Raw genomic sequence first — 24190 nt, forward strand, 5'->3', positions numbered from 1 at the left:
CTAGCCCTCGGCGAGGACAGTCGCCGTAGCGATGCCGCCGTCGTGGCTCATGGACAGGTGCCAGCGCTTGACGCCCTTGGCCTCGGCCACTGCCAGCACGGTTCCCTTGACCTGGACTGTAGGGCCGTTCTCATCGAGACCGATCCAGCAGTCCTGCCAGTTCATGCCCGCGGGAGCGCCTAAGACCTTGGCCACGGCTTCCTTGGCCGCAAAACGTGCAGCCAAGGAGCGGGTGTTCAGTTCCCGTTCGGCCGGAACAAACAGGCGGTCCCGGAGTCCGGGCGTCCGTTCCAGCTGCCGGCCGAACCGTTCGATGTCTACGACGTCTACGCCAATGCCAACAATCATGGCGTTATTCTACGGTCACGCTCTTGGCGAGGTTACGCGGCTGATCCACGTCATACCCCTTGGCTCCGGCCAGTTCAGCAGCAAAGATCTGCAACGGAACGGTGGTGAGCAGTGGCATCAGCAGCGTGGGCGTTTCAGGTACGTAGAACACGTGCTCTGCGTAGTCCTTGACCGACTCGTCGCCTTCTTCAGCGATCACCAGGGTACGGGCACCACGTGCACGGACTTCCTGGATGTTGCTGACCACCTTGGAGTGCAGGGAGTCGCGGCCGCGCGGAGACGGCACCACGACAAAGACCGGCTGGCCGTCGTCGATGAGGGCGATCGGACCGTGCTTGAGCTCACCGGCGGCGAAGCCTTCAGCGTGGATGTACGCAATTTCCTTGAGCTTCAAAGCGCCTTCGAGGGCAACCGGGTAGCCAACGTGGCGGCCCAGGAACAGCACGGACTTTTCGTCCTTCATGCTGCGGGCGAGCTCGCGCAGGGGGCCGGCGTTGTCCAGGATTTTCTGGATCTTGGCCGGGATCTTGTTGAGGTCTGCGAGGACGTCCTTGATCTGGCCGGAGAAGATGTTGCCGCGCAGCTGTGCCAGGTAAAGGCCCAGCAGGTAGGCGGCAGTAATCTGCGCCAGGAATGCCTTGGTGGAGGCCACCGCGATTTCCGGGCCGGCGTGCGTGTAGAGCACGGCGTCGGATTCGCGCGGGATGGTGGAACCGTTGGTGTTGCAGATGGAGATCGTCTTGGCGCCCTGCTCACGGGCGTAGCGGACGGCCATCAGCGTATCCATGGTCTCACCGGACTGGCTGATGGAAACCACCAGCGTGTTGGAGTCGACGATCGGATCGCGGTAGCGGAACTCGTGGGCGAGCTCCACCTCCGTGGGGATGCGGCACCAGTTCTCGATTGCGTACTTGGCAACCAGGCCGGCGTAGGCCGCGGTACCGCAAGCGAGCACGATGATCTTATCAACCTGCTTGAGGAGCTCGGGATCGATGCGGACCTCGTCCAGGGTCAGCTTGCCATCGAGATCCGAGCGGCCCAGGAGGGTCTGCGCAACGGCGTCAGGCTGGTCGTGGATTTCCTTCTCCATGAAGGAGTTGAAGCCACCCTTTTCGGCAGATGCCGGGTCCCAGTCAACGTGGTATTCCTTGCCTTCGGCGGGAGCGCCGAAGAAGTCGGTGATTTCCACGGAGTCCGCGGTGATGGTGACGATTTGGTCCTGGCCCAGTTCCACGGCACGACGGGTGTAGTCGATGAAGCCGGAGACGTCGGATCCGAGGAAGTTCTCGCCGTCGCCCAGGCCAACCACCAGCGGGGAGTTGCGTCGGGCAGCTACGACGACGTCGGGCTGATCTGCGTGGACTGCAAGAAGAGTGAAAGCGCCTTCGAGTCGCTGGCAGGCCAGGCGCATCGCCTCGGTGAGGCTTCCGCCGTCGCCATTGAGCTGGGTGCGGAAGATGTCGCCAACCAGCGCGGCGGCAACTTCGGTGTCGGTTTCGGACTCGAAGGTAACGCCCTTGGCCAGCAGTTCCTGCTTGAGCTCTGCGAAGTTCTCGATGATGCCGTTGTGAATAAGTGCAAGGCGGCCGCCGTCAGAGAGGTGCGGGTGCGCGTTGCGGTCGGTCGGTCCGCCGTGGGTGGCCCAACGGGTATGGCCGATGCCGGTCAGGGATTCAGGTACTGGATTTGCTTCCAGTTCACTGATCAGGTTGCTCAGTTTGCCGGACTTTTTACGGGACGAGATTGCCCCGTCAGCCACCACTGCGACGCCTGCAGAGTCATAGCCGCGGTACTCAAGACGACGCAGCCCTTCCACGACGACGTCAAGGGCGCTGTGACCAGCTGCCTTGCGAGACGAATTGCCAACATAGCCTACGATTCCACACATGGGTACAAGCCTAACGGCTAGCGCAAACAACTGACGTGGGACATCCCAGCTCCTCCCCTTGCGACTATGATGTCCGGCCCCCACAATTCACCCTCCCGTCGTCGCGCATTTCCTGATCCGCCGCGTGGAGGGCAGAATCATGAGCGTGACTTTGCAACGCACCGAAGCTAATGGCGACGGCGCTTCCCCGTTTGTAGAGCTGGACCGTCAAACGTGGTCCAGGCTTGCAGCGCAGATGGAGCAGCCCCTCAACGAAGAGGACATCTTCCGTCTCCGTGGCCTCGGCGACCCCTTGGACATGAAGGAAGTCAGGGAGGTTTACCTCCCACTTTCGCGGCTTCTGCACCTCTATGTAGAGGCTTCCCACCAGCTTCATGCGGCAACAACCACGTTCCTGGGCGAACAGACCCAGCGCACTCCGTTCGTGATCGGCGTCGCCGGTTCGGTGGCTGTCGGCAAATCCACCATCGCCCGCGTGCTCCGGGAAATGCTCCGGCGATGGCCCGGAACCCCCAACGTGGAACTCATCACCACGGACGGCTTCCTCTATCCCTTGGCCGAACTGAAGCGCCGGCACCTTCTCGAACGCAAGGGCTTTCCCGAGTCTTACGACCGGCGGGGGCTTCTCCGCTTTGTGTCGGAAGTCAAAGGCGGCGCCGAAGAAGTCCGCGCACCGTGGTATTCCCACGTAACGTACGACATCGTGCCGGGCAAGGAAGTGGTGGTCCGGCGTCCCGACGTTCTGATCGTGGAAGGGCTCAACGTCCTCGCCCCCGCGCGCCCCCGTATGGACGGAAAACAAGGGCTGGCCGTCAGTGACTTCTTCGATTTCTCCATCTACGTGGACGCCAAAACGTCCTATATCGAAGAATGGTACGTGGACCGTTTCCGCAAACTGCGCACCACTGCCTTCGCACAGCCGGAGTCCTACTTCCACCGCTACGCCACACTGTCCGATGATGACGCCGAATCCACCGCGCGCGGCATTTGGAAGCGCATCAACGAACCCAACCTTGAAGAAAACGTGCTGCCCACCCGTGGACGCGCCCAACTGGTTCTCACCAAGGACGCCGACCACTCCATCCGCCGCATGCTCTTGAGGAAGGTCTAGGGTGGCCAATCCCCAACCGCTGCCCAGTCGTCGCGTGTTTGCGGGCCTGATTGCTGCTGGTGCCGGAATGGCCGCCTTGTCCGCATGCACGCCGGAGACTGCCGCCCCCTCCCCCGCGGCCGCCAACGCCGCGAGTGGGTCCTCTACGCCTTCTGCTGCCCCGTCCAGCGCCCCCGCCACGGATCCGGCAACGGTCGCGCCTGAGACTGCTGCGCCGTCGCCCAGTGCCATGCCGTCCAGTGCTGCGCCCTCCAGTGCGGTTGCCCCGCAGCATTCGCTGACGGACCCCGCCAGCCCTTGGGTGATCGTCAACAAGCACCGCCCCCTCAACCCCCAGGACTTCGTCCCGGCCGATCTGGTACAGCCAAACATCCGCCTCGCCGTCAGCGGCGAAGCCTCCTTGCTTAACAGCACGACGGCGGCTGCCGCAGAAAGGATGTTCGGCGCGGCTGCAAAGGAGGGCGTCATTGTGGCGCTGGCTTCGGGGTACCGCTCCTACTCAACCCAGGTAGCCACGTACGGCGGCTATGTAGCAAGCACAGGCCAGGCTGCCGCGGACCGCGCCTCAGCACGCCCAGGGCACTCAGAACACCAGACGGGCTGGTCCTTCGACATTGCCGACGGCGCTGGGGCTTGCAGCTTCCAGCCGTGCTTTGCTGAACAACCTGCAGCGGTATGGGCGAAGGCCAACGCCCATAAGTTCGGTTTCGTGGTCCGCTATCCATGGATGTTCCACGACATCACCGGATACTTCTACGAGTCATGGCACCTGCGTTATATCGGCGTGGAGGCAGCAACTGACATGGCCCTGCGCGGCATCGTGACCCTCGAGGAGTATTTCGGCCTGGAAGCGGCCCCGGATTACCTTTAGCCCTTAAATGGCCTCGGCCCGCTCCCTTGCCAGACAGGGGTGCGGGCCGACGCTCGTTTTGGCTTCTTAGACGGCCATTTCGCTCGAAGCGCCCAGACGTTCCTTGACCACAGCGGCAAGGCTGTTGCAGATGCGCTCAGCCGTTTCCATGTCAGCGGCTTCCACCATGACACGGACCAGTGCCTCAGTACCCGACGGGCGGAGGAGCACGCGGCCGGTTTCACCCAGTTCGAGTTCGGCTGCAGCAACAGCAGCCGCCACGCCTTCGTCAGTACCGGCGCGGGCCTTGTCCACGCCCTTGACGTTGATCATCAGCTGCGGGAGCTTGGTCATCGCGGTGGAGAGTTCCTTGAGGCTGCGGCCCGTCAGTGCAACCTGTGCTGCGAGCTGCAGGCCGGTCAGGACACCGTCACCTGTGGTGGCGTAATCGGAGAAGATCACATGGCCGGACTGTTCGCCGCCCAGGTTGTAACCGCCGTTGCGCATTTCTTCGAGGACGTAGCGGTCGCCGACTCCGGTTTCGCGGATGGTGATACCGGCACTCTTGAGGGCGATCTTGAGGCCGAGGTTGCTCATCACAGTAGCCACAAGGATGCTGTCCTTGAGCTTTCCGGCCTCGTTGAGGGCCAGTGCAAGGATGGCCATGATCTGGTCGCCATCCACTTCATTGCCCTCGTGGTCCACGGCGAGGCAACGGTCGGCGTCGCCGTCGTGGGCTACGCCAAGGTCGGCGCCATGCTGGAGAACTGCTTCCTTCAACGGGCCCAGGTGGGTGGAGCCTACGCCCTCGTTGATGTTCAGACCGTCCGGCTCAGCGCCGATCACTACGACGTCCGCACCGGCATCCTTGAACACTTGGGGTGAACAACCGCTCGCCGCACCGTGGGCACAGTCCAGGACCACCTTCAGGCCGTCAAGGCGCTTGGGAAGCGTGCCCAGCAGGTGCACGATATAACGGTCCTCAGCGTCGGAGAAGCGCTGGATGCGTCCGACGTCGGCTCCCACGGGGCGCTGCGGCTCTTTGCCGAGCTGTGCCTCAATGGCGTCTTCGACGTGGTCCGGGAGCTTCTGGCCGCCGCGGGCAAAGAACTTGATGCCGTTGTCCGGCGCGGGGTTGTGGGAGGCCGACAGCATGACGCCGAAATCGGCGTCGAGATCTGCTACCAGGTAAGCGGCCGCAGGGGTGGGAAGGACACCGGCGTCGTAGACGTCGATTCCGGAGCTGGAAAGCCCGGCTTCCACGGCGGCGGCGAGGAACTCGCCACTCGCTCTGGGGTCCCTGGCGACGACGGCGCGTGGCCGCTTGCCGTTGGTTGTGCGGTCATGGCCGAGTACGACGGCGGCGGCCTGGGCAAGCTGCATAGCCAGCTCGGCGGTGAGCAATCCGTTCGCGAGACCGCGCACGCCATCTGTTCCAAATAATCTAGACATCGGCTCAAGTTTAGACGACGCCGGGACACCATCAGTTCAGGAGCGTGTCGGAGCGTCACATGCGGGCCGTGCAACGCCCGTGTTTAACGGCGAAAGCCCGCCCCGCCGAAGTGGCGGAACGGGCTTTCGCTGCCCCAACGAAGGGGCCAAGCGAATTAACGCTTGGAGTACTGCTGAGCCTTGCGTGCCTTCTTGAGACCAGCCTTCTTACGCTCGATGACGCGGGCGTCACGGCGCAGGTAACCGGCCTTCTTGAGGGTGGCGCGGTTGTTGTCGACGTCGATCTCGTTCAGCGAGCGAGCAACACCGAGACGCAGTGCACCGGCCTGGCCGGAGATGCCACCGCCGTGGATACGGGCGATGACGTCGTAAGCACCTTCGAGATCAAGGATCTTGAAGGGCTCGTTGACATCCTGCTGGTGCAGCTTGTTCGGGAAGTAGTTGTCCAGCGTGCGGCCGTTGATGGTCCACTTGCCGGAACCCGGTACAACGCGAACGCGTGCAACGGCTTCCTTGCGGCGGCCAACAGCTGCGCCGGCAACGGTCAGTGCCGGGCGCTCCTTCTTGGGCGCATCTTCACCAGATGTGCTTTCAGAGGTGTAGCTGGTGAGGGTTTCCTCAGCCTCGACGGCTTCGGCGGTCAGTTCTTCGTTCTGAGCCACGGTTCTCCTTGTAATAAAAAGTTTAGTTGGTGGCCAGGACTACTGGGCGACCTGGGTGATTTCGAAAGTCTTCGGCTGCTGAGCGGCGTGGGGGTGCTCGGGGCCTGCGTAGACCTTGAGCTTGCCCAGCTGCTGAGCGGCGAGGGAGTTCTTGGGGAGCATGCCCTTGATGGCCTTCTCAACAGCGCGAACCGGGTTGGATTCCAACAGTTCGGCGTAGTTGACGGAGGTCAGGCCGCCCGGGTAACCGGAGTGGCGGTATGCGCGCTTCTGCTCCAGCTTGGCGCCGGTGAGGGCAACCTTTTCAGCGTTGATGATGATGACGAAGTCGCCCATGTCCATGTGGGACGCAAAGGTCGGCTTGTGCTTTCCGCGCAGCAGTGTTGCGGTCTGGCTGGCAAGACGACCAAGGACAACGTCGGTGGCGTCAATGACGTGCCACTGGCGGTTGATATCGCCGGGCTTCGGGGTGTACGTACGCACGGTTTTGCCTCGTTCTTGTTCTGGCGTTCATGTTTTAGGCGACACGCAATAAGGCGTGTACCTACTATGTATGCGCTACCGGAGCAGAGGTGAGGGCTCTATGTACCAGTCATCCCAGAATCTCGAAATGCCTCAGGAGTTGGCGATCCTGCAACTGGATCCCCCGTAAGGCATGTGTCATCGAGATAGGACACGCACAACGACTCTAAACAATACCTTCAACGGGCCGCCCGGGTCAAAATGGGGTAATCGCCCTTGGGGGTTGGGCACTGATTGAGGGAGAGCACATGACCGACGGGCCCGCCTTTCCACTCATTATCGCCCTCGCGGGCCTCCTCCTGAGCCCTGCTGCAGAGTGGCTCATCTCAGTGCGGCTGCCGCGGCTCGGCGGACCACCTCCCCTGAGGGTCCGGATCACGACGGCGGCTGTCACCTCGCTGCTGTTCGGGCTGCTTGCGTGGCGATTCGGCCCGTCATGGGAATTGCCGGCCTTTCTTTTGCTGGGGATCCTAGGAGTTCACCTTTCCCGCATTGATTTCACTCATCACCTGCTGCCCAATCCCCTGGTTTTGCTCCTGCTGGGGGCCGGTTTCGCACTCCTTGCCAGCTCCGCCGCGCTGCTGCCCGCCTGGCCGGAGCTGCTCCGCGCCCTCGCCGGCGGCCTCATCCTGTTCCTTGGCTACCTCATTTTGGGACTTATTTCCCCCGGAGGCCTTGGAATGGGCGATGTGAAGCTTGCTGCACCTCTCGGAATGTACTTGGGGTACTTGGGTTGGGGACAAGTACTCTACGGCGGACTCTTGGGTTTCGTGGTGGGTGGGGTGCTGACGGTGCTGATGTTGCGTCTGCGATCGGCGGAAAAGCCGGTAGAGACGGCTCATGGGCCAGCCATGTTCGCCGCGGCCCTGGGCGTCATCCTGGTACTCCAGTAGCCGTCTTCGATCGGGACTTTTACGGCTTCCCTTGAGTGCGATTTTCATAAGGCTGCTGCCAAAACCAAGTAGTCCTTGGCCTCCCCCGGCCCCAAAACTGAGTACTCCCCTCCCCCGTCACGGGTGTCGCTTATGCGGCCTTTGAGCAATTCGAGTACAACTACGCATTGTTCAGGTGGCCCCCGAGGGTGAATTCTTATCTCATCGAATTCCGAACCGCTAAAGGATACATGGGGGTAGTTCGGGAAACGTATAAATGCAAATTCCGATAATTTGCTGGACCTATACCCAATTCCGTAAATCATTTTTCTGGGAAGGATTTTCCAATGTCTGCTTTCATTTACACCATCACCTCGTACATCGCCGGCGTCAAGGACCGCTTCACCCAAGAGGAGAAGGGAGCGACGATGGTTGAATACGGCCTGATGGTCTCGTTGATCGCAATCGTCGCCATCGCCGGCCTGTTGATCCTGGGTCCGGCAGTCCGCGACCTCTTCATCAGCATCGCCGGCGAGCTCTAAGAGACCCTGCGGTTGGCTGCGATGGCGACAATAATCGCTGACGCAGCCAACCCTCTTCTTTAAGTCCCATTTTGCTTCCGCGATTCTGGATCTGGGAGACGCTCGTGAAATCGAATACGAAGGAACGCGGCGCGGTGGCCGTGGAAATGGCGCTCATCTTGCCGCTCCTATTGCTGATCCTGGTTGGGGTCATGGAATTTGGACGAGCCCTTAACGTCCAAGTTTCACTCACACAAGCCGCCCGCGAGGGTGCACGATACGCAGCAGTCCACTATCAAGAAGGTGCTCTGGACGTGACCGGAACGGCACTTTCCTCAGCGCCATCGCTTGATGGTTTAGGGGTTTCCGTGAGTGACAACGCGACGAGTTGCGCCCCTGGCGGCACGGTGACAGTGACCACCAGCGTCTCACTCCCATCGATGTCGGGATTTCTTGACTCTGGCCTGTTCGGCGCCCCAGGGCTGTTTCCTCTCAACATGACCGGAGTAGGAGTAATGAGATGCGGGGGCTAGGTGCACCTCGTCCTGAGTTCCGGGCTGATCTGGATTCCGGCGATTCCGAAAGGGGCACCGTTACCGTCCTCGTTGCCGTGCTCATGGTCGCTCTCTTGGGGTTTGCCGCACTCGCTGTCGACGTCGGGGCGCTCTATGCGGAGAAGGCCCAGCTTCAAAACGGTGCGGATGCAGCCGCTCTGGCTATCGCCACCGACTGTGCCGGTGGTAGCTGCGGGAGCAGTGCGTCGACGGGTAATCAGTTTGCCAATAACAATGCCAACGACAACACCAGCGGCGCTGTCGTCACGTTTCCGGCTGCGACCACCGTGCGGGTAGTAACCAATGCCAGGGACACCTCGGGCCAGAACAGCTTCTCACTGTTCTTCGCACGGGCCATTGGCATCGACACAGCCACAGTCGACGCCTCAGCGGAAGCGTCGTGGGGAGCTCCGTCTTCGGCCACAACCCTGCCATGGACCGCGAGCGAATGCGTTTTCAAGAAGTACCTATCGCCGGCGCAACTGGCATCACTGAACTCCACCGGAAATTTCTCGGGTGACCCCATCCCAACCCACGTGACCTTGCGGTATGACACGAATGCACCCGCAATTGGCGGGTGCGTTGCACAAAATGGCTACCAACCCGGGGGTTTCGGCTGGCTGGCAACCAACTCTGGATGTACAACCGACATCTCCATCGGCGCGGTTGTCCAGGGGCAACCAGGCAATCACTTTCCGAACGGCGGAACCTGCGCTTCGGCCCTCGCCCACATCATGGACGAACCTGCCCTGATCCCGCTGTTCAAGACGGCGGCACAAAACGGCAATAAGACAAAGTACACACTGGCGGGTTTCGCAGCCTTCCAGGTGACTGGGTACAAGTTCGATGGCGGCCAGATACTGGATCCCGCTGCACCAAGCTGCACCAACAATTGCAGGGCTATCCAAGGCTTCTTTTCCCGTTTCGTGTCTCTCGAAGAAAGTTCGCAAGTTTCGGGCGGCATCCCCAACTACGGAGCGTCAGTAGTAACGCTCACCGACTAGGCAGCCGGTAAGCATCTGCCCCTAACTCACGATGACTCGAAGGGAGTTACAAAATGAAAACACGCCTACTGGGAGGCATTGCAGCACTGCTTCTAGCAGTGATTGGCACCGTCTTGCTGGTCACCTACGTTCAGGGGGCCGACAAGCGGGCGCAGCAAGGGCTCGATCCCGTCAGCGTACTAGTGGTGAAGGAACGTATTCCGGCCGGCACCAAAGTCGAAGAAATTCAATCGAAGATCAAGGCGGAGACGCTACCGCAATCCGCCGTTGCACCAGGCACCATCAGCGCTCTTACGGATCAGAAGGGCAAAGTCACGTCAGCGGAACTCCAGCCCGGGGAGCAACTGTTGGGAGTCAAACTGGTCAGTCCCAAGGAACTGGTCCCGGGAACTGTTCCTGTACCCGATGGTTTGCAAGAAGCGACGTTTGTTCTCGCTCCGGAGCGAATGCTCGGAGGTCGGGTCGAGGCCGGAGATACCGTCACAGTCTTCGCATCGTTCAAGCTGGACGATGCTGTGGCCGCCAGCGCCAACCTGCCGGCAGGAATTGCAGGATGGAAGGACTTCACCGAACTTCTCTACCATGACGTTTTGGTCACTGCCGTCCAGCAGGCCGCCCCCGATGCTGAGAAGTCGGCGGGAACTGAAAAGGCCGTAGCGCTTCCCAATGGCTCAGCGTATGTCACTGTTGCCCTCAGCGACGCCAACGCAGCCAAGATGGTCTTCGGCGCAGAGTTTGGCACCCTGTGGTTGTCCAAGCAGACCGACAAAACAGCCAAGAGTGATCCTCCTACCACTACTTTCGGAGGGCTGGTCCAATGAGCCGCTTTGTAGCCATCACTGCCGTCCGTGATTTCGAAGCCCGCGTACGCCAGGCCATCGCAGGAGCCTTGCATGGAGACCTGCAGACTCTGTCGCCGGATGTCCTGCGCAGCGGGACAGAGGACATGTTCAAACAACTGACGGGTGCTCCGCCCGAGGTCATTATTCTCGGTCCGGGCGTCAACCCTGAAGAAGCGTTCAAGCTGGCTACGGTGATCGATCTTCAATATCCGGAGATCAGTCTTTTGATGGTGGCAGAGCCCACCGCGGATGTTGTGCTCAAGGCCATGCATGCAGGCGTAAGAGACGTGGTCGCCCCGGAGGCTGAGGTCAACGAGCTAAGGATTCTCCTTGAGCGCGCATGCTTGGCCGCGGCGAGCCGGCGACGCGGCATGCAGCCAGCCGCCGAGTCGGGCCAGGAAAGAGGCCGCGTCATAGCCGTCATGTCGCCTAAGGGTGGCGTAGGAAAAACAACGGTTGCCACCAATCTGGCAATTGGGTTGGGCGCTCTTGCACCGATGAGTGTGGTCATCGTGGACTTGGACCTGCAGTTCGGAGATGTCGCTTCCGGCCTGTTGTTGGAACCTGAACACTCCATCACCGAGGCAGTCCACGGGGCTGCCGCCCAGGATTCCATGGTTCTCAAAGCCTTCTTGACGGTCCATCCGGCTGGCATCTACGCGCTCTGCGCACCACAGAAGCCCTCGGAGTCGGACTACATCACGGCTGATCACGTAACACGACTCCTTAACCAGCTTGCAACGGAGTTCAAGTATGTCGTGGTGGACACGGCGCCGGGACTGGGCGAGCACTGCCTGGCCACCCTTGAGCTGGCAACCGACGGAGTCTGGGTCTGCGGCATGGATGTACCCAGCATCAGAGGTCTCCGAAAATCCTTCAGCGTTCTAAAGGAGCTGCAGCTTTTGCCTCATGGCCGGCATACGGTCTTGAACTTTGCGGACCGGAAAAGCGGTCTCTCGGTCCAGGATGTTGAAGCTACCATCGGGGTGCCCGTCGATACAGTCATTCCCCGGTCCCGAACTCTCCCCTACTCAACGAACCGGGGCATCCCTGTGCTTCAGGGAACTGCACGGGATTCGGCCATCAAGGGACTGAGGAAGCTTGTTCAACGGTTCGACCCGCGTCTGGAATCCTCGCCTCAGAACAAACTGCACCGGCGGGTGGTGGTGTCATGAAACTTTCAGAAAGGCTTTCAAAGAACAGTCCCTTTGCCAGCAACGGGATAATCGAGACATCGTCAGAACCAGCGGCACCAGGTGATTCTGCTACTTCGTTCGGAACCGCTTTGTCAGCGCCAACCGCTCCTATGTTGGGCGGAGCCCCCTCTGCCCCGGTCGCGGACGCTCTTTCAGGGCTCAAGCAACGGGCTGCTTCGGCCCTCTTTGATCGGATGGGCACGAGGATCGGGGATACATCATCCTCCGAAGAGGACCTTCGATCCTTCGCAGTGGACGAATTATCAGCAGTTATTGATGAGGAGCAGGTCCCGTTATCCCCGGACGAACGTCGGAGGCTTATCCGCGAGATTTCCGACGAAGTGATGGGCTTCGGTCCCCTGCAGCGCTTGCTGGAGGACCCTTCCATCACGGAAGTCATGGTGAATCGCTTTGATCAGATTTACGTGGAGCGACACGGCCAGCTGGTCATGACAGAGCTGCAGTTCAGCTCGGATGACCACCTTCGGAAGGTCATTGAGCGGATCGTTTCCAAGGTTGGCCGCCGCATTGACGAATCTTCTCCCCTGGTTGACGCCCGCTTGGAAGACGGTTCCCGTGTCAACGCGATCATCCCTCCGTTGGCTGTCAACGGCCCATCGCTCACTATCAGGAAGTTCAGCCACATACCGCTCACGGTTCGAAACCTCATTGAATGGGGATCTGTGACTCAGGAGATGGCGGAGCTCCTGAGCGCGTGTGTCCGGGCACGGCTGAATGTGATCGTCTCCGGCGGCACTGGTACAGGAAAAACGACGCTGCTCAATGTACTGTCGTCCTTCATTCCTGAGTCCGACCGCATCGTCACCATCGAGGACGCGGTGGAACTGCAGCTGCAGCAGCGCCACGTGGTCCGGTTGGAGAGCAGGCCACCCAATATCGAAGGCAAGGGTGCCATCACCATCCGGGACCTCGTGCGGAACTCACTTCGTATGCGTCCCGACCGCATCATTGTGGGCGAGGTCCGTGGAGGTGAGTCTTTGGACATGCTCCAGGCGATGAACACTGGACACGACGGCTCACTATCAACTGTCCACGCCAATTCTCCCCGGGACGCAATCGCCCGTCTGGAGACGCTGGTCCTCATGGCCGGAATGGATCTTCCGCTCCGGGCCATCCGCGAGCAGGTGTCGTCAGCAGTCGACCTCATTGTGCAGGTCACCCGCCTCCGCGATGGGAGCCGGCGGGTAACCCACATCACCGAGGTGCAAGGGATGGAGGGTGACATCGTGACACTGCAGGATGCTTTTCTCTTTGATTATTCTGCTGGAATCGATGCTCAGGGCCGTTTTCTGGGGCGTGCCCTTCCGACAGGCATCCGCCCCCGGTTCCTGGACCGCTTCACCGAACTCGGTATCACCGTTGCGCCTTCAGTTTTCGGCGTAGCTCCTGTTGTTGTGGGAAGGCGATAGTTATGGAATCTCCAATATTCTTCGTGACGGCCATCGGCCTTTGCCTGGCCGCCCTCGTCATCGTGGTCGTATTTGTCCTGAAACCGCGAAATGGCCGGCTTCCCGTTGATCGCCGTCGACTCGGCGCTCCAATAGGTGACTCAGCGGTGGGGAGAGTCTCCCAGTCCGCCGTCCACATGGTCGATACTGCGATTGGCCGGTCCGGAGGACCATTTAACCGGGAGATCCTTTACAACGCGGGCGTGAAACAAGCACCGGCTGATTTCACTGTCATGGTCGCGATCGTGACTGTCGCCGTGGGTGTCCTCGGATCGCTGCTTCTTTCCATGGTGATCGGAATCCTGATGGCTCTAATAACTCCATGCGTAGCCAAGCTGGTTCTGGTTGTTAAGACGGAAAAGCGCCGTGCCAAGTTTGATGCACAACTGACGGACACCATCCAGATGCTGATCGGCGGCCTCAAAGTGGGACACAGCATCATGCGATCCTTTGAGGCAGCCGCACAAGAAGTGCAGGCACCCACCGCCGAGGAACTCTCCCGCATTGTCAACGAGGTAAGAATCGGCAGGGATCCCCGCCAAGCCATTGAAGAATGTGCCGGCCGGATGGACAGCGAAGACTTCCGCTGGATAGGGCAGGCGATCCAGATTAATCGGGAGGTTGGTGGCGATCTGGCCGAGGTCCTGGAGCAAGTTGCGGGAACTATTCGCGAACGCGGAGAAATCAAGGCCCACGTCAAAGCCCTTAGCGCCGAGGGAAAGATGTCGGCCTACATCCTCATGGCTCTACCAATAGGCGTAGGCCTTCTCCTGACACTGATGAATCCTAAATACATGTCAGTCTTCGTCACCCACCCTGTCGGGATCGCCCTGCTGATCGCCAGCGCCATCCTCTTCGCCGTTGGTGGCTTCTGGATGAGCCGCACTGTAAAGATCACGTTCTAGGAGGACTGTCATGACGCTCACCTTATGGTTGATCATTGCAGCCATTATCCTTCCGCTCGCCTACTTCACCTGGTCGTTGGCAACAATCGACCGAAAGGGCATCGTCGCGATCCACAGCAACCTGGGTTCCGGTTTTGCACAAGGGGCAGGTGGTAACGTCCAACATCCACCCGTGCTTCTGGGAGTGGCCCGAAAGCTAACTCCTGGAACTTATGAAGCCAAACTCGATCACTGGCTCGCCCTGGCAGGACGTCCGAAATCCATGCCGCTGACGAGGCTCATCGCATTGAAGCCGGTCCTTGCGGTTTCAGGAGCCGTTGGAGGTCTGCTGGTAGTTCTGGCAAGTCCGGGCCCGCTGAGTATCGGTTTATGTATCTTCCTCATCATCTTCCTCTACTTCATTTGCGACCTCCTTGTGTACAACACAGGACTCAAACGTCAGGAAGCCATACAAGTGGAGTTTCCGAATACCTTGGACCAGATGTTGATCTCGGTGGAGGCAGGGCTTGGGTTCGAATCCGCCATGGAGCGTGCTTCAGCGTACGGGGACGGTCCACTGGCACATGAGCTCATGCGAACTCTTCAGGACATTCAAGTCGGGCGTCCACGTCAGGAGGCGTACGAAGCACTTGCAGAACGTTCCACAGTCCCCGACGTTCGCAGCTTCGTCCTCGCTGTCATCCAAGCCGACAAGTACGGCATTGGGATCGCCAATGTACTTCGGGCCCAGGCCAAACAGGCTCGAGTCAAGCGGCGTCAAAATGCTGAGGAAAAGGCGATGAAATTGCCGGTCAAGGTACTTTTCCCGCTGCTGTTTTCAATCTTCCCAGTGCTCTTCATAGTCCTTCTGGGTCCCGCCGTGATCAAAATTGCCGAAACCTTCAGCTGACTGATCATCTCGTGCGGGGAATAGACCGGCACTCCGCGGACCCAGACCACGGAGTGCCACAACGGCCCCCTTCCGGTACCCAGAGCCGGGAGGGGGTCCTCCCACGTCCGCGGAAAGTCCCGACACGGAAGAGGCTTACTCCCGCCGCGCCCGCGTCAGCTCAGCCCGGGCCAGCATCTCGGCATCCGAAGGATAAGAAACTTCCTCCAGGACCAAGGGATGTGGCGCAGCGAGCACGGATTTGGCATCGCGCCTCTTTTCCAGCAGGCGCGAGTGCAGCCAGCCCGGAGACTCCAATTCCTCCCCCACCCGTAGCGCAGACCCCACCAAGGACCGCACCATGTTGTGGCAGAAAGCGTCAGCCTGGACGGTGGCTACAATGACACCGTCGCTGCCACGGGTGAAGGAGAACTTCTGGAGCTCCCGTATGGTGGTGGCACCTTCGCGCGGCTTGCAGTAAGAGCGGAAATCCTGGAGCCCCAGCAACGCCAGAGCCCCGGAGTTCATGAGCGAAACATCCAACGGCGCTTTGTGCCACAGCGTGATTCCCCGCAGAAGGGGATCCCACCGTTCGGGACCGTCGGCAATGCGGTAACTGTACCTGCGCCACAACGCTGAAAAGCGGGCGTCGAAGCCTTCAGGCGCCAGACCGGCGTCGTGCACTTCCACGGCACCGGTGAGATCCCCAAGTATCCGGCTCAAGGCGCCGCGGAGACGACGCAACAGCGCGACGGCGGGATCGAGTTCGTGCCCACGCGGGAGTGACAGCCACTCGGCTTCGGTCAGGTCCAGGTGAACCACCTGGCCGCGGGCGTGGACTCCCGCGTCAGTCCTGCCAGCCACCGTCACGCGGACTGGTCGTTGCAACAGGAGCGCCAGGGCTTCCTCCAAGGAGCCCTGAACAGTTCGAAGGCTGGGCTGCAGGGCCCACCCGTTGAAGGGTCCGCCGTCGTAAGAGAGATCAAGCCGTACACGCAAAAACCCGCCGCCCCCCAAAACGGGGGCAGCGGGTTTTCGTTCGTTCATAGACTTAATTCTACTGCGAAGAATTCAGTGAATTACTTCTTGTCCTCAGCGGCCGGAGCCTCTTCGGTCTCAGCAGCTTCAGCTTCAGCAGCGTCGGCTTCAGCGGCCGGAGCCTCTTCCGTCTCAGCAGCTTCTGCGTCTACGGCTTCGGTCTCAACGACCTCTTCCTCAGCAGCCGGAGCGTCGGCAGCCGGAGCAGCCTTGGCAGCGGCAGCAGTTGCTTCAGCAACAACGGCCTGCTTCGGGGAAACCGGCTCGAGAACGAGCTCGATGACAGCCATGGGAGCGTTGTCGCCCTTGCGGTTGCCGATCTTGGTGATGCGGGTGTAGCCACCATCGCGGTTGGCAACGGCGCCGGCGATGTCGGTGAACAGCTCGTGGACAACGCCCTTGTCGCTGATCAGGCCGAGAACGCGGCGGCGGGAAGCGAGGTCGCCACGCTTGGCGAAGGTGACCAGACGCTCTGCGTACGGCTTAAGGCGCTTGGCCTTGGTGACCGTGGTGGTGATGCGCTTGTGCTCAAAGAGAGCAGCTGCCAGGTTCGCGAGCATCAGGCGCTCGTGAGCCGGGCCGCCTCCGAGGCGCGGACCCTTAGTGGGGGTAGGCATAGTTATTTCTCCTGTTATGTAAGCCGTTCAGGTCCATTGCTGGACCCAGCGGCCAAGATCTGCTGTTTAGAGCTCGTCGTCGCTGAACGCGGCGTCGTCCTCTTCGATGGCTGCGGCGCGGGCTGCGAGATCGAAACCGGGAGGGGAGTCCTTGAGGGACAGACCCAGTTCCACGAGCTTTGCCTTGACCTCGTCAATGGACTTCGCACCGAAGTTACGAATGTCCATCAGGTCAGCCTCGGAGCGGGCAACGAGTTCACCCACGGTGTGGATGCCCTCACGCTTGAGGCAGTTGTAGGAACGGACGGTGAGGTCCAGATCCTCGATCGGCAGAGCCATGTCAGCTGCCAGGGCAGCGTCCGTCGGCGACGGGCCAATCTCGATACCTTCAGCTGCGGTGTTCAGCTCACGAGCCAGACCGAACAGTTCCACCAAGGTGGTGCCTGCGGAAGCAACAGCATCGCGCGGAGCGATTGCCTGCTTGGTCTCGACGTCAACAATGAGCTTGTCGAAGTCGGTGCGCTGCTCAACACGGGTAGCTTCCACGCGGAAAGTTACCTTCATGACCGGCGAGTAGATCGAGTCAACCGGAATACGGCCAATCTCGGAGTCGCCGGACTTGTTCTGAGCTGCCGAAACGTAGCCACGGCCGCGCTCGATGGTCAGTTCGAGTTCGAACTTGCCCTTCGAGTTCAGAGTGGCAATGTGCAGATCCGGGTTGTGGAATTCGACGCCGGCCGGCGGAGCGATGTCCGCGGCGGTGACGACTCCGGGGCCCTGCTTGCGCAGGTACGCAACAACCGGCTCATCGTGCTCGGAGGAAACCGAAAGGTTCTTGATGTTCAGGATGATCTCGGTGACATCTTCCTTGACACCCGGAACCGTGGTGAACTCGTGCAGCACGCCATCGATCCGGATGCTGGTTACAGCAGCACCGGGGATGGAGGAGAGCAGGGTACGGCGGAGGGAGTTTCCGAGGGTGTAGCCGAAGCCCGGCTCCAGCGGTTCAATGATGAAACGGGAGCGGTTCTCGGATACAACTTCTTCAGACAGGGTGGGGCGCTGTGCAATGAGCACTTAGGTTTCCTTTCGGCGAGCATCCGCTATATGACGCAACACAGGTGGTGGAAATCGGCTTCGGTTTCCAGCCTGACCAGCCGGGCCATGCTTATGGAGGGCCGAAACTCTCCACAGCAGGCCCGGCCAGTCAGGCAGGGAAGACCTAATTAGACGCGGCGGCGCTTCGGCGGGCGGCAACCGTTGTGGGCGCTGGGGGTGACGTCCTGGATGGAGCCAACCTCGAGGCCAGCGGCCTGAAGCGAACGGATTGCGGTTTCGCGTCCGGATCCCGGGCCCTTGACGAATACGTCAACCTTGCGCAGACCGTGCTCCTGAGCGCGCTTTGCAGCGGCTTCAGCAGCCATCTGGGCAGCGAAGGGAGTGGACTTACGGGAGCCCTTGAAGCCAACCTCACCGGCGGAAGCCCATGAGATGACAGCACCATTCGGGTCCGTGATGGACACGATGGTGTTGTTAAAGGTGCTCTTGATGTGCGCCTGGCCAAGCGCAATATTCTTCTTATCCTTGCGACGCGGCTTACGAACCGCTCCACGAGTCTTCGGGGGCATTGTTTCTCCTACAGAAAGTTATCGGGGGAAAACCGGATCAATCCCGAGGGATTAACGTCCGGCCTTCTTCTTGCCGGCGACGGTGCGCTTCGGGCCCTTACGGGTACGAGCGTTGGTCTTCGTACGCTGTCCGCGTACGGGCAGGCCCTTGCGGTGGCGCAGGCCTTCGTAGCTGCCGATCTCTACCTTGCGGCGGATGTCAGCGGCTACCTCGCGGCGAAGGTCACCCTCAACCTTGTAGTTGCCTTCAATGTAGTCACGCAGCTGAACCAGTTCGGCGTCAGTCAGGTCCTTGACGCGAACGTCGGCGCTGATGCCAGTGGCAGCCAGGGTTTCGTGTGCACGGGTCTTGCCCACGCCGTAGATGTAAGTAAGCGCAATTTCCAACCGCTTTTCGCGGGGAATGTCTACGCCAGCGAGACGAGCCATAGTGGCAGTACTCCTTGAATAAACCGGAGGTCGTAGGCAGTACACCCACACGTTCCGTGTGGCCCCAGCCTCCGACCGGGGGTTCGCTGACCAGGCTCTGTAATGCAGTCCTGGCACAGCTTGTGCTGCCTTTATTTACTTGCGTGGGCTAGCAACCCAGGTTTGCCCTTGCGGGCGCTGATTCCCGGAAGGGGAATTAGCCCTGGCGCTGCTTGTGGCGCGGGTTCTCGCAGATCACCATGACCCGGCCGTTACGGCGGATCACTTTGCACTTGTCGCAGATCTGCTTGACGCTCGGCTTGACCTTCATGGCGTTCCTTTGCGTGTTTTGCAGTTGATCTGCTGGAGCGGCTTAGGCACTATTGCCTGGCCGCCCAGCAATTTACTTGTAGCGGTAGACGATACGACCACGTGTGAGGTCGTATGGGCTCAGCTCAACCACTACCCGGTCCTCGGGGAGGATTCGAATGTAGTGCTGTCGCATCTTCCCAGAGATGTGTGCGAGAACGACGTGCTTGTTGGTGAGCTCAACGCGAAACATCGCATTGGGCAGCGCCTCAGTCACAACGCCCTCGATCTCAATGACCCCGTCCTTCTTGGCCATATCCTCCGCTAACTGTTGTTTGCCGCCGTCCTTCAGTTAGGCACCGAAGATCCAGCGGACGTTTTTTGTTTGCTTGGCCCTCTTGAACCACGACACTAAAAGGGCGTGGCTGCACAGACAACCAACAAATAACTCTACGCCAATCAGGCCGGAAAGTTAAATCCGTCCATGGTAGCGCAAGGGCCCTCCGCCGTCACTCCCCTGCGGGCCTGAAAGCCGGGAATTCACCTGCCGCCGTCGAGACACTTTCCGCAGCCCGGACGCCGTCGAGTATCGCGAGTCGAACGGCTTCCGCTGCGGCACTTTGGAGCGTTATCAGCGACACCTGCCGCGCCTGTTCAGTACTGCGGTCAAGCACGACGGCGCCAGTCGCCAAGGCGAACACGGTATCGCCGTCCGCAAGGGTGTGGGACGGATCCAAAGCCCGGGCCAACCCGGCATGCCCGGCGCTGGCGGTCCGCTTGCATTCGGCCACATCAAGGGCAGCATTCGTAGCGACCACCACCAACGTCGTGTTGAGCCCCTGCGATGACGCCATCGGGTCCGCAGAGAGTTGCGGCCCTGTCGAGCTGAACACCGGCGAACCAAGCGCATTAACTACCGCAATGGCCCCCACAACCACCCCGCCGTCGAGAGTGATGGACGACGTTCCGATTCCACCTTTGTACTGTCCCCTCGCGACAACGGCACCAGTCCCCGCACCCACATTTCCACGTTCGACGACGGCATGGTCACCTGAGGCGAACGCTGCGGCGGCTGCCTGGTAGCCCATGCCGGCGTCCGGTCGCGCTTTCACGTCACCACCCCGCCCGAGGTCGAAGATGGCGGCCGCAGGGACAATCGGCACCACGGTCCCGGGAACAGCAAAGCCCCTCCCCTGTTCCTCGCACCACAGCTGGGCCCCGCCGGCTGAGGCCAAGCCAAAGGCGCTGCCCCCCGTCAGCACCACGGCATCAACAGTGGATACCAATGTGGTGGGATCCAGGGCATCGGTCTCATGAGTCCCGGGACCCCCACCGCGCACATCCACGGACCCCACCGTCCCCACAGGAGGAAGAACAACAGTCACCCCGGACAGCCACCCCTCCCCCACCCTCTGCACATGCCCAACCCGTATGCCGGCAACATCGGTGATCGAACTCATGGCTTCATTCTCCACCTTGGCACCCGACCGCAGGGCGGGGCGCAGGGTCGAAGTGGGAGCCCGGCCTCGAATACGAACAAGCGAGTAACGCCGAGTAAACGGGTTGGGAAGTGTCAGACAACTATCGCTACGGACCGCGTATTCGGCCCATTCAGCCGCTGCGCGTGTGGTGAGCTAGGCCTGTCTTCGCCGCCCCGGTCCGGGAGTTGGCGCCCCACGTTCGCCCGAAAACGTTAGTGACCCATGACCACCCGACAGATTCACAGCAGCACCGCGCCTGCAGGCAGGCCGGCCTCCAGGACACCATCCCCAACCGAAGAGGCAGCAGAGGACCCTCCGGTGAGAAGGGGCTGGTCCGGCCGCAGCCGCAAGGACTTCATGGTTTTTCTTGCCATGGCTTTACCGAACCTGGTGCTGATCGGCACCTTCACGTACTGGCCCCTGATCAACAACATCTATTACTCCACGTTGGATTGGACGCTGGGTTCGGCGTCGGCCACGGTGGTGGGGCTGCAGAACTATGTCACCTTCTTCACCAGCGAGGATGCGGCCAAGGTTCTGGGGACCACGGCCGTCTTTACGTTGGTGACGGTGGGCGGCTCGATGGTTCTCGGGTTGCTGGTTGCCCTGGCGTTGAACTCGAAGGTCCGTGGAACCACCTTTGCGAGGTCCGCGGTGTTTGCCCCTTACGTGCTGTCCGGGGTGGGCGTCGGCCTGGTGTGGCTGTTCATCTTCGATCCCGGCTACGGCGTGCTGGCGTGGATTCTTCGGGGAATGGGGCAGCAGAGCCCACAGTGGATCAACGATCCCCAGTTGTCGTTGGTGATGGTCATCATCGTCTACATCTGGAAGAACCTGGGCTATTGCGCCGTGGTGTACCTCGCCGGGTTGCAGTCCCTTCCCCGCGACGTCATGGAAGCTGCGGCGCTTGATGGGGCGAACAGCGTGCGGAGGTTCTTCAACATCTCCATGCCGCTTCTTTCCCCCACCACGTTCTTCCTGCTGATCACCACCATGCTCAGCTCTTTACAGGCCTTCGACCTCATCCGCATCATGACTCCGCTGGGCAACGGCACCAGCACGTTGATTTATGAGGCGTATCTGCAGGCATTCGGCGCCTATAACCGGGCCGGGTATTCCGCCGCGATCTCGGTGATTCTCTTCGCCATCCTGCTGATCATCACGGTCCTCCAACTGCGGTTCGTTGAGCGAAAGGTCCACTACTCATGAGCGCACCGTTACCAGCCGCAGTCGTGCCTTCCCCACAGGACGCACAGCAGGGCAACCGGCAAGAGTCGCAGCAACCGCAACGGCCGCGTCCCTTCTCCAGCGCCAACCTGCTCCAGACTGTCGCAACCGGGTACGTCCCGTTGATCATTGCCACACTGGTGGTGTTCCTGCCCCTGCTGTGGATGCTGTTGAGCTCTTTCAAGCAGCCGGGCGAGATCGTCACCATGGATTTGAAGATCCTGCCGGAGTCCCTGAACCTGGAAAATTACGCCACGGCGATGACCACCGTCCCGTTTGCGCAGTTCTTCGCAAACAGCCTGATCGTGACAGTGATCGGCTCATCCATCAAGGTCATCCTGGCCATCCTGACCGCCTACGCCCTGGTGTTCGTGCGATTCCCGTTCAAGAACGTGATCTTCGTGCTGATCCTGGTAGCCCTCATGGTCCCGGCCCAGGTGTCCATCCTGCCCAACTACATCCTCATTGCGGGAATGGGCGGAAAGAACACTTTGTGGGGCATCATCCTCCCCGGCCTTGGCACGGCATTTGGCACGTTCCTGCTGCGCCAACACTTCCTGACGCTGCCGCCGTCCATCCTGGAGGCCGCGGAAATTGACGGAGCCGGGCACTGGCGGAGGCTCTGGCAAATCATTGTGCCGGTCTCGGTACCGTCAATCGCCACTGTGGCGTTGGTGACCGTGGTCAGTGAATGGAACGACTACATCTGGCCGCTCATCATTACCGACCGCCCCGAAACCATGACCCTGCCCGTGGGCCTGACGTTGCTGCAGAACTCGGAAGGCAATGGGGCAGGCTGGGGAATCCTCATGGCCGGCGCCGTTCTGGTGATCGTCCCCATCCTGCTGGTGTTCGCAGCACTCCAGCGCTACATCGTGGCCGGCCTGACCCAAGGAAGCGTCACCGGCTGATTTTCTCCCTCCGCACCATTCGCATCGAAATACCCCTAGTGAAGTTATTGAGAGGAAGCACCATGCGTACCAACCTTGACCGCCGACATTTCCTGGGCCTGGCCGGACTTGGCGCCGGAGCAGCGGCACTCGCCGCCTGTGGCGGACCATCGACGGCGGGCACGGCAGACGCCGTCGAGACCGCAGCGATCGATTTCAGCGGCGTGAAGCCGGCTGCCTCCATCGACTTCTGGACCAACCACCCAGGCAAGTCGCAGGACGTGGAGAAAGCGATCATTGAGAAGTTCCACGCCAAGTTCCCGGACATCAAAGTCAACCTCGTCACGGCCGGGGCCAACTATGAGGAGATCGCGCAGAAGTTCCAGACCTCGCAGGCAGCCAAGACAGGCCTCCCGGCGCTGGTAGTCCTCTCTGATGTGTGGTGGTTCCGCTACTTCTCCAATGGCAGCATCATCCCCATCGATGGACTGGTGAAGCAGCTGGATATCAAGATCGACGACTTCCAGAAGTCGCTGGTGGACGACTACAAGTACGACGACAAGCAATGGGCGCTCCCATACGGCCGGTCCACTCCGCTGTTCTACTACAACAAGGACCATTTCAAGGCTGCCGGCCTCCCTGATCGCGCACCGGCCACGTGGCAGGAATTCGCGGAGTGGGCTCCGAAGCTCAAGGCCACGTCCGGCGCACAGTACGCCTACATCTACCCAGCCCTTGCCGGCTACGCAGGCTGGACCTTGCAGAACAATCTGTGGGGTTGGGGTGGCAGCTGGTCCAAGGAGTGGGACATCACGTGCGATTCCGCCGAGTCAGTCGCTGCGTTGCAGTGGGCGCAGGATTCCATCTACAAGGACGGCTGGGCGGGCGTCTCGTCCAAGGAAGCCGCAGATGACTTCGCCGCCGGCATCACCTCGTCCACCATTTCCTCCACCGGTTCCTTGCTGGGCGTCCTGAAGGCAGCCAAGTTCAACGTTGGCGTCGGTTTCCTTCCGGGCGGTCCCGAAGTGCCCAGCGGAGTCTGCCCCACCGGCGGTGCCGGTCTTGGCATCCCGAGCGGCATCACCAAGGAGGAACAGCTTGCTGCGGCCACGTTCCTGAAGTTCATGACCGAACCGGAAAACACCGCCGCTTTCTCCGCTGCCACCGGGTACATGCCGACGCGTCTCTCGGCCGACATGTCCGCTGTTCTCGCCGCGACACCGCAGATCAAGACCGCCATGGACCAGCTCGCTGTCACCAAGGTCCAGGACAACGCACGCGTGTTCCTGCCGGGCGCGGACCAGGAGATGGCCAAGGCCGCTGCAAAGATCCTCACACAGCAGGGCGACGTCCAGGCAACCATGACCGAGCTTAAGAAGACGCTCGAGGGCATTTACACCAAGGATGTGAAGCCGAAGCTGAAGGCCTGACTCTTCCTTCAGGCATGAAGAGAGCCGGGCTGCTTCAGCAGCCCGGCTCTTGTGCTTCGGGGTGTGTACGGCTCCGGGTCTTACGGGATCGGTACAGA

The 24190-nt window shown here is 60.8% G+C and carries 28 protein-coding genes; 14 read left to right on the plus strand and 14 right to left on the minus strand.

What is annotated here, in order from left to right; all coding sequences use genetic code 11:
• Nucleotides 1–348 (minus strand): holo-ACP synthase, encoded by a 348-nt coding sequence (locus ABIE35_RS00455; protein ID WP_011775548.1) that lies wholly within the window; start codon nt 346–348, stop codon nt 1–3.
• Between the two features lie 4 nt (nt 349–352).
• Entirely contained in the window at nt 353–2236 is a 1884-nt protein-coding gene (gene glmS, locus ABIE35_RS00460) for a glutamine--fructose-6-phosphate transaminase (isomerizing) (protein ID WP_354511939.1), read from the minus strand.
• Nucleotides 2237–2375: 139 nt separating this feature from the next.
• Here glmS and coaA point away from each other — a divergent pair, with 139 nt between their 5' ends.
• Together coaA and ABIE35_RS00470 are read left to right on the plus strand one after the other, a co-directional pair.
• Nucleotides 2376–3347, plus strand: coding sequence for a type I pantothenate kinase (coaA, locus tag ABIE35_RS00465; RefSeq protein ID WP_011775550.1), 972 nt, complete (start codon nt 2376–2378; stop codon nt 3345–3347).
• Between the two features lie 67 nt (nt 3348–3414).
• Nucleotides 3415–4218, plus strand: coding sequence for a M15 family metallopeptidase (locus ABIE35_RS00470; protein ID WP_354512340.1), 804 nt, complete (start codon nt 3415–3417; stop codon nt 4216–4218).
• A gap of 66 nt (nt 4219–4284) precedes the next feature.
• Here the strand turns inward: ABIE35_RS00470 and glmM are convergent, their stop codons facing one another.
• The 3 genes from glmM to rplM all read right to left on the minus strand — a co-directional run bounded on the left by glmM (nt 4285) and on the right by rplM (nt 6794).
• Entirely contained in the window at nt 4285–5649 is a 1365-nt protein-coding gene (gene glmM / locus ABIE35_RS00475; RefSeq protein WP_280623240.1) for a phosphoglucosamine mutase, read from the minus strand.
• A 155-nt stretch (nt 5650–5804) separates the two neighbouring features.
• Complete coding sequence (gene rpsI, locus ABIE35_RS00480; RefSeq protein ID WP_089595774.1) at nt 5805–6311, minus strand: 30S ribosomal protein S9; 507 nt, start codon at nt 6309–6311, stop codon at nt 5805–5807.
• Nucleotides 6312–6350: 39 nt separating this feature from the next.
• Nucleotides 6351–6794, minus strand: coding sequence for a 50S ribosomal protein L13 (gene rplM, locus ABIE35_RS00485; protein WP_011775554.1), 444 nt, complete (start codon nt 6792–6794; stop codon nt 6351–6353).
• Between the two features lie 287 nt (nt 6795–7081).
• On the opposite strand from rplM, the gene ABIE35_RS00490 reads away from it, so the two are divergent.
• The 9 genes from ABIE35_RS00490 (at nt 7082) to ABIE35_RS00530 (ending at nt 15085) form a co-directional block, all read left to right on the plus strand.
• Nucleotides 7082–7726: a prepilin peptidase gene (locus ABIE35_RS00490; RefSeq protein WP_354511942.1), complete on the plus strand. Its 645-nt coding sequence runs from the start codon at nt 7082–7084 to the stop codon at nt 7724–7726.
• Between the two features lie 326 nt (nt 7727–8052).
• Nucleotides 8053–8247 (plus strand): Flp family type IVb pilin, encoded by a 195-nt coding sequence (locus ABIE35_RS00495; RefSeq protein ID WP_310205943.1) that lies wholly within the window; start codon nt 8053–8055, stop codon nt 8245–8247.
• A gap of 140 nt (nt 8248–8387) precedes the next feature.
• Entirely contained in the window at nt 8388–8759 is a 372-nt protein-coding gene (locus ABIE35_RS00500; RefSeq protein WP_310207050.1) for a TadE/TadG family type IV pilus assembly protein, read from the plus strand.
• Nucleotides 8747–9784 (plus strand): pilus assembly protein TadG-related protein, encoded by a 1038-nt coding sequence (locus tag ABIE35_RS00505; RefSeq protein WP_354511944.1) that lies wholly within the window; start codon nt 8747–8749, stop codon nt 9782–9784. Before ABIE35_RS00500 ends, ABIE35_RS00505 begins: the two co-directional genes overlap by 13 nt.
• A gap of 53 nt (nt 9785–9837) precedes the next feature.
• Nucleotides 9838–10605: a Flp pilus assembly protein CpaB gene (gene cpaB / locus ABIE35_RS00510; protein ID WP_354511945.1), complete on the plus strand. Its 768-nt coding sequence runs from the start codon at nt 9838–9840 to the stop codon at nt 10603–10605.
• Nucleotides 10602–11801, plus strand: a complete 1200-nt coding sequence (locus ABIE35_RS00515) for a CpaE/TadZ family protein (protein ID WP_310205953.1) — start codon at nt 10602–10604, stop codon at nt 11799–11801. The genes cpaB and ABIE35_RS00515 overlap by 4 nt, the downstream gene beginning before the upstream one ends.
• 131 nt (nt 11802–11932) lie before the next feature.
• Nucleotides 11933–13252 carry a TadA family conjugal transfer-associated ATPase gene (locus tag ABIE35_RS00520; RefSeq protein ID WP_354512341.1) on the plus strand — a complete coding sequence of 440 codons (1320 nt, stop codon included), beginning with the start codon at nt 11933–11935 and terminating at the stop codon, nt 13250–13252.
• A 2-nt stretch (nt 13253–13254) separates the two neighbouring features.
• Nucleotides 13255–14196, plus strand: coding sequence for a type II secretion system F family protein (locus tag ABIE35_RS00525; RefSeq protein WP_310205957.1), 942 nt, complete (start codon nt 13255–13257; stop codon nt 14194–14196).
• A 10-nt stretch (nt 14197–14206) separates the two neighbouring features.
• Complete coding sequence (locus tag ABIE35_RS00530; protein ID WP_310205960.1) at nt 14207–15085, plus strand: type II secretion system F family protein; 879 nt, start codon at nt 14207–14209, stop codon at nt 15083–15085.
• 135 nt (nt 15086–15220) lie between these two features.
• On the opposite strand, the gene ABIE35_RS00535 is transcribed toward ABIE35_RS00530, so the two are convergent.
• From ABIE35_RS00535 to ABIE35_RS00575, 9 genes are all read right to left on the minus strand, one after another.
• A complete protein-coding gene (locus tag ABIE35_RS00535) occupies nt 15221–16111 on the minus strand; it encodes a tRNA pseudouridine synthase A (protein ID WP_354511948.1) in 891 nt (296 codons plus the stop codon).
• Nucleotides 16112–16143: 32 nt separating this feature from the next.
• The gene (gene rplQ / locus ABIE35_RS00540) at nt 16144–16719 is read right to left on the minus strand and encodes a 50S ribosomal protein L17 (RefSeq protein WP_354511949.1); all 576 of its coding nucleotides are present in this window, start codon (nt 16717–16719) and stop codon (nt 16144–16146) included.
• A gap of 66 nt (nt 16720–16785) precedes the next feature.
• Nucleotides 16786–17796, minus strand: a complete 1011-nt coding sequence (locus ABIE35_RS00545) for a DNA-directed RNA polymerase subunit alpha (RefSeq protein ID WP_011775567.1) — start codon at nt 17794–17796, stop codon at nt 16786–16788.
• Nucleotides 17797–17945: 149 nt separating this feature from the next.
• The gene (gene rpsK, locus ABIE35_RS00550; protein ID WP_014922380.1) at nt 17946–18347 is read right to left on the minus strand and encodes a 30S ribosomal protein S11; all 402 of its coding nucleotides are present in this window, start codon (nt 18345–18347) and stop codon (nt 17946–17948) included.
• Between the two features lie 51 nt (nt 18348–18398).
• Nucleotides 18399–18776, minus strand: a complete 378-nt coding sequence (rpsM, locus tag ABIE35_RS00555) for a 30S ribosomal protein S13 (protein ID WP_011775569.1) — start codon at nt 18774–18776, stop codon at nt 18399–18401.
• A gap of 196 nt (nt 18777–18972) precedes the next feature.
• Nucleotides 18973–19086 (minus strand): 50S ribosomal protein L36, encoded by a 114-nt coding sequence (gene rpmJ / locus ABIE35_RS00560; RefSeq protein WP_011775570.1) that lies wholly within the window; start codon nt 19084–19086, stop codon nt 18973–18975.
• A 72-nt stretch (nt 19087–19158) separates the two neighbouring features.
• On the minus strand, nt 19159–19380 hold the full coding sequence (gene infA, locus ABIE35_RS00565; protein ID WP_011775571.1) for a translation initiation factor IF-1: 222 nt from the start codon (nt 19378–19380) through the stop codon (nt 19159–19161).
• A 193-nt stretch (nt 19381–19573) separates the two neighbouring features.
• Nucleotides 19574–20524 (minus strand): P1 family peptidase, encoded by a 951-nt coding sequence (locus ABIE35_RS00570; RefSeq protein ID WP_354511950.1) that lies wholly within the window; start codon nt 20522–20524, stop codon nt 19574–19576.
• A gap of 260 nt (nt 20525–20784) precedes the next feature.
• Complete coding sequence (locus tag ABIE35_RS00575) at nt 20785–20919, minus strand: hypothetical protein (RefSeq protein WP_354512359.1); 135 nt, start codon at nt 20917–20919, stop codon at nt 20785–20787.
• On the opposite strand from ABIE35_RS00575, the gene ABIE35_RS00580 reads away from it, so the two are divergent.
• The 3 genes from ABIE35_RS00580 (at nt 20903) to ABIE35_RS00590 (ending at nt 24092) form a co-directional block, all read left to right on the plus strand.
• Nucleotides 20903–21754, plus strand: coding sequence for a carbohydrate ABC transporter permease (locus ABIE35_RS00580; protein WP_354511952.1), 852 nt, complete (start codon nt 20903–20905; stop codon nt 21752–21754). The two genes, ABIE35_RS00575 and ABIE35_RS00580, sit on opposite strands and share 17 nt — an antisense overlap.
• A complete protein-coding gene (locus ABIE35_RS00585; protein ID WP_354511954.1) occupies nt 21751–22683 on the plus strand; it encodes a carbohydrate ABC transporter permease in 933 nt (310 codons plus the stop codon). Before ABIE35_RS00580 ends, ABIE35_RS00585 begins: the two co-directional genes overlap by 4 nt.
• 62 nt (nt 22684–22745) lie before the next feature.
• Nucleotides 22746–24092: an ABC transporter substrate-binding protein gene (locus ABIE35_RS00590; RefSeq protein WP_354511955.1), complete on the plus strand. Its 1347-nt coding sequence runs from the start codon at nt 22746–22748 to the stop codon at nt 24090–24092.
• Nucleotides 24093–24190: the final 98 nt, after the last annotated feature.

The sequence above is a fragment of the Paenarthrobacter sp. 4246 genome (assembly GCF_040546855.1).
Lineage (GTDB): Bacteria > Actinomycetota > Actinomycetes > Actinomycetales > Micrococcaceae > Arthrobacter.

Excerpts from the sequence above, each read along its gene's own strand:
- ABIE35_RS00575 (WP_354512359.1), bottom strand. The coding sequence starts at position 20,919 with ATGGCAAGAAAAACCATGAAGTCCTTGCGGCTGCGGCCGGACCAGCCC.
- ABIE35_RS00530 (WP_310205960.1), top strand. The coding sequence starts at position 14,207 with ATGACGCTCACCTTATGGTTGATCATTGCAGCCATTATCCTTCCGCTC.
- ABIE35_RS00515 (WP_310205953.1), top strand. The coding sequence starts at position 10,602 with ATGAGCCGCTTTGTAGCCATCACTGCCGTCCGTGATTTCGAAGCCCGC.
- rpmJ (WP_011775570.1), bottom strand. The coding sequence starts at position 19,086 with ATGAAGGTCAAGCCGAGCGTCAAGCAGATCTGCGACAAGTGCAAAGTG.
- ABIE35_RS00505 (WP_354511944.1), top strand. The coding sequence starts at position 8,747 with ATGCGGGGGCTAGGTGCACCTCGTCCTGAGTTCCGGGCTGATCTGGAT.
- ABIE35_RS00495 (WP_310205943.1), top strand. The coding sequence starts at position 8,053 with ATGTCTGCTTTCATTTACACCATCACCTCGTACATCGCCGGCGTCAAG.
- ABIE35_RS00455 (WP_011775548.1), bottom strand. The coding sequence starts at position 348 with ATGATTGTTGGCATTGGCGTAGACGTCGTAGACATCGAACGGTTCGGC.
- ABIE35_RS00525 (WP_310205957.1), top strand. The coding sequence starts at position 13,255 with ATGGAATCTCCAATATTCTTCGTGACGGCCATCGGCCTTTGCCTGGCC.
- ABIE35_RS00535 (WP_354511948.1), bottom strand. The coding sequence starts at position 16,111 with ATGAACGAACGAAAACCCGCTGCCCCCGTTTTGGGGGGCGGCGGGTTT.
- ABIE35_RS00470 (WP_354512340.1), top strand. The coding sequence starts at position 3,415 with ATGGCCGCCTTGTCCGCATGCACGCCGGAGACTGCCGCCCCCTCCCCC.
- ABIE35_RS00590 (WP_354511955.1), top strand. The coding sequence starts at position 22,746 with ATGCGTACCAACCTTGACCGCCGACATTTCCTGGGCCTGGCCGGACTT.
- rpsK (WP_014922380.1), bottom strand. The coding sequence starts at position 18,347 with ATGCCCCCGAAGACTCGTGGAGCGGTTCGTAAGCCGCGTCGCAAGGAT.
- ABIE35_RS00520 (WP_354512341.1), top strand. The coding sequence starts at position 11,933 with ATGTTGGGCGGAGCCCCCTCTGCCCCGGTCGCGGACGCTCTTTCAGGG.
- ABIE35_RS00490 (WP_354511942.1), top strand. The coding sequence starts at position 7,082 with ATGACCGACGGGCCCGCCTTTCCACTCATTATCGCCCTCGCGGGCCTC.
- rplQ (WP_354511949.1), bottom strand. The coding sequence starts at position 16,719 with ATGCCTACCCCCACTAAGGGTCCGCGCCTCGGAGGCGGCCCGGCTCAC.
- ABIE35_RS00585 (WP_354511954.1), top strand. The coding sequence starts at position 21,751 with ATGAGCGCACCGTTACCAGCCGCAGTCGTGCCTTCCCCACAGGACGCA.
- coaA (WP_011775550.1), top strand. The coding sequence starts at position 2,376 with ATGAGCGTGACTTTGCAACGCACCGAAGCTAATGGCGACGGCGCTTCC.
- infA (WP_011775571.1), bottom strand. The coding sequence starts at position 19,380 with ATGGCCAAGAAGGACGGGGTCATTGAGATCGAGGGCGTTGTGACTGAG.
- glmM (WP_280623240.1), bottom strand. The coding sequence starts at position 5,649 with ATGTCTAGATTATTTGGAACAGATGGCGTGCGCGGTCTCGCGAACGGA.
- ABIE35_RS00570 (WP_354511950.1), bottom strand. The coding sequence starts at position 20,524 with ATGAGTTCGATCACCGATGTTGCCGGCATACGGGTTGGGCATGTGCAG.
- glmS (WP_354511939.1), bottom strand. The coding sequence starts at position 2,236 with ATGTGTGGAATCGTAGGCTATGTTGGCAATTCGTCTCGCAAGGCAGCT.
- rpsM (WP_011775569.1), bottom strand. The coding sequence starts at position 18,776 with ATGGCTCGTCTCGCTGGCGTAGACATTCCCCGCGAAAAGCGGTTGGAA.
- ABIE35_RS00580 (WP_354511952.1), top strand. The coding sequence starts at position 20,903 with ATGGTTTTTCTTGCCATGGCTTTACCGAACCTGGTGCTGATCGGCACC.
- cpaB (WP_354511945.1), top strand. The coding sequence starts at position 9,838 with ATGAAAACACGCCTACTGGGAGGCATTGCAGCACTGCTTCTAGCAGTG.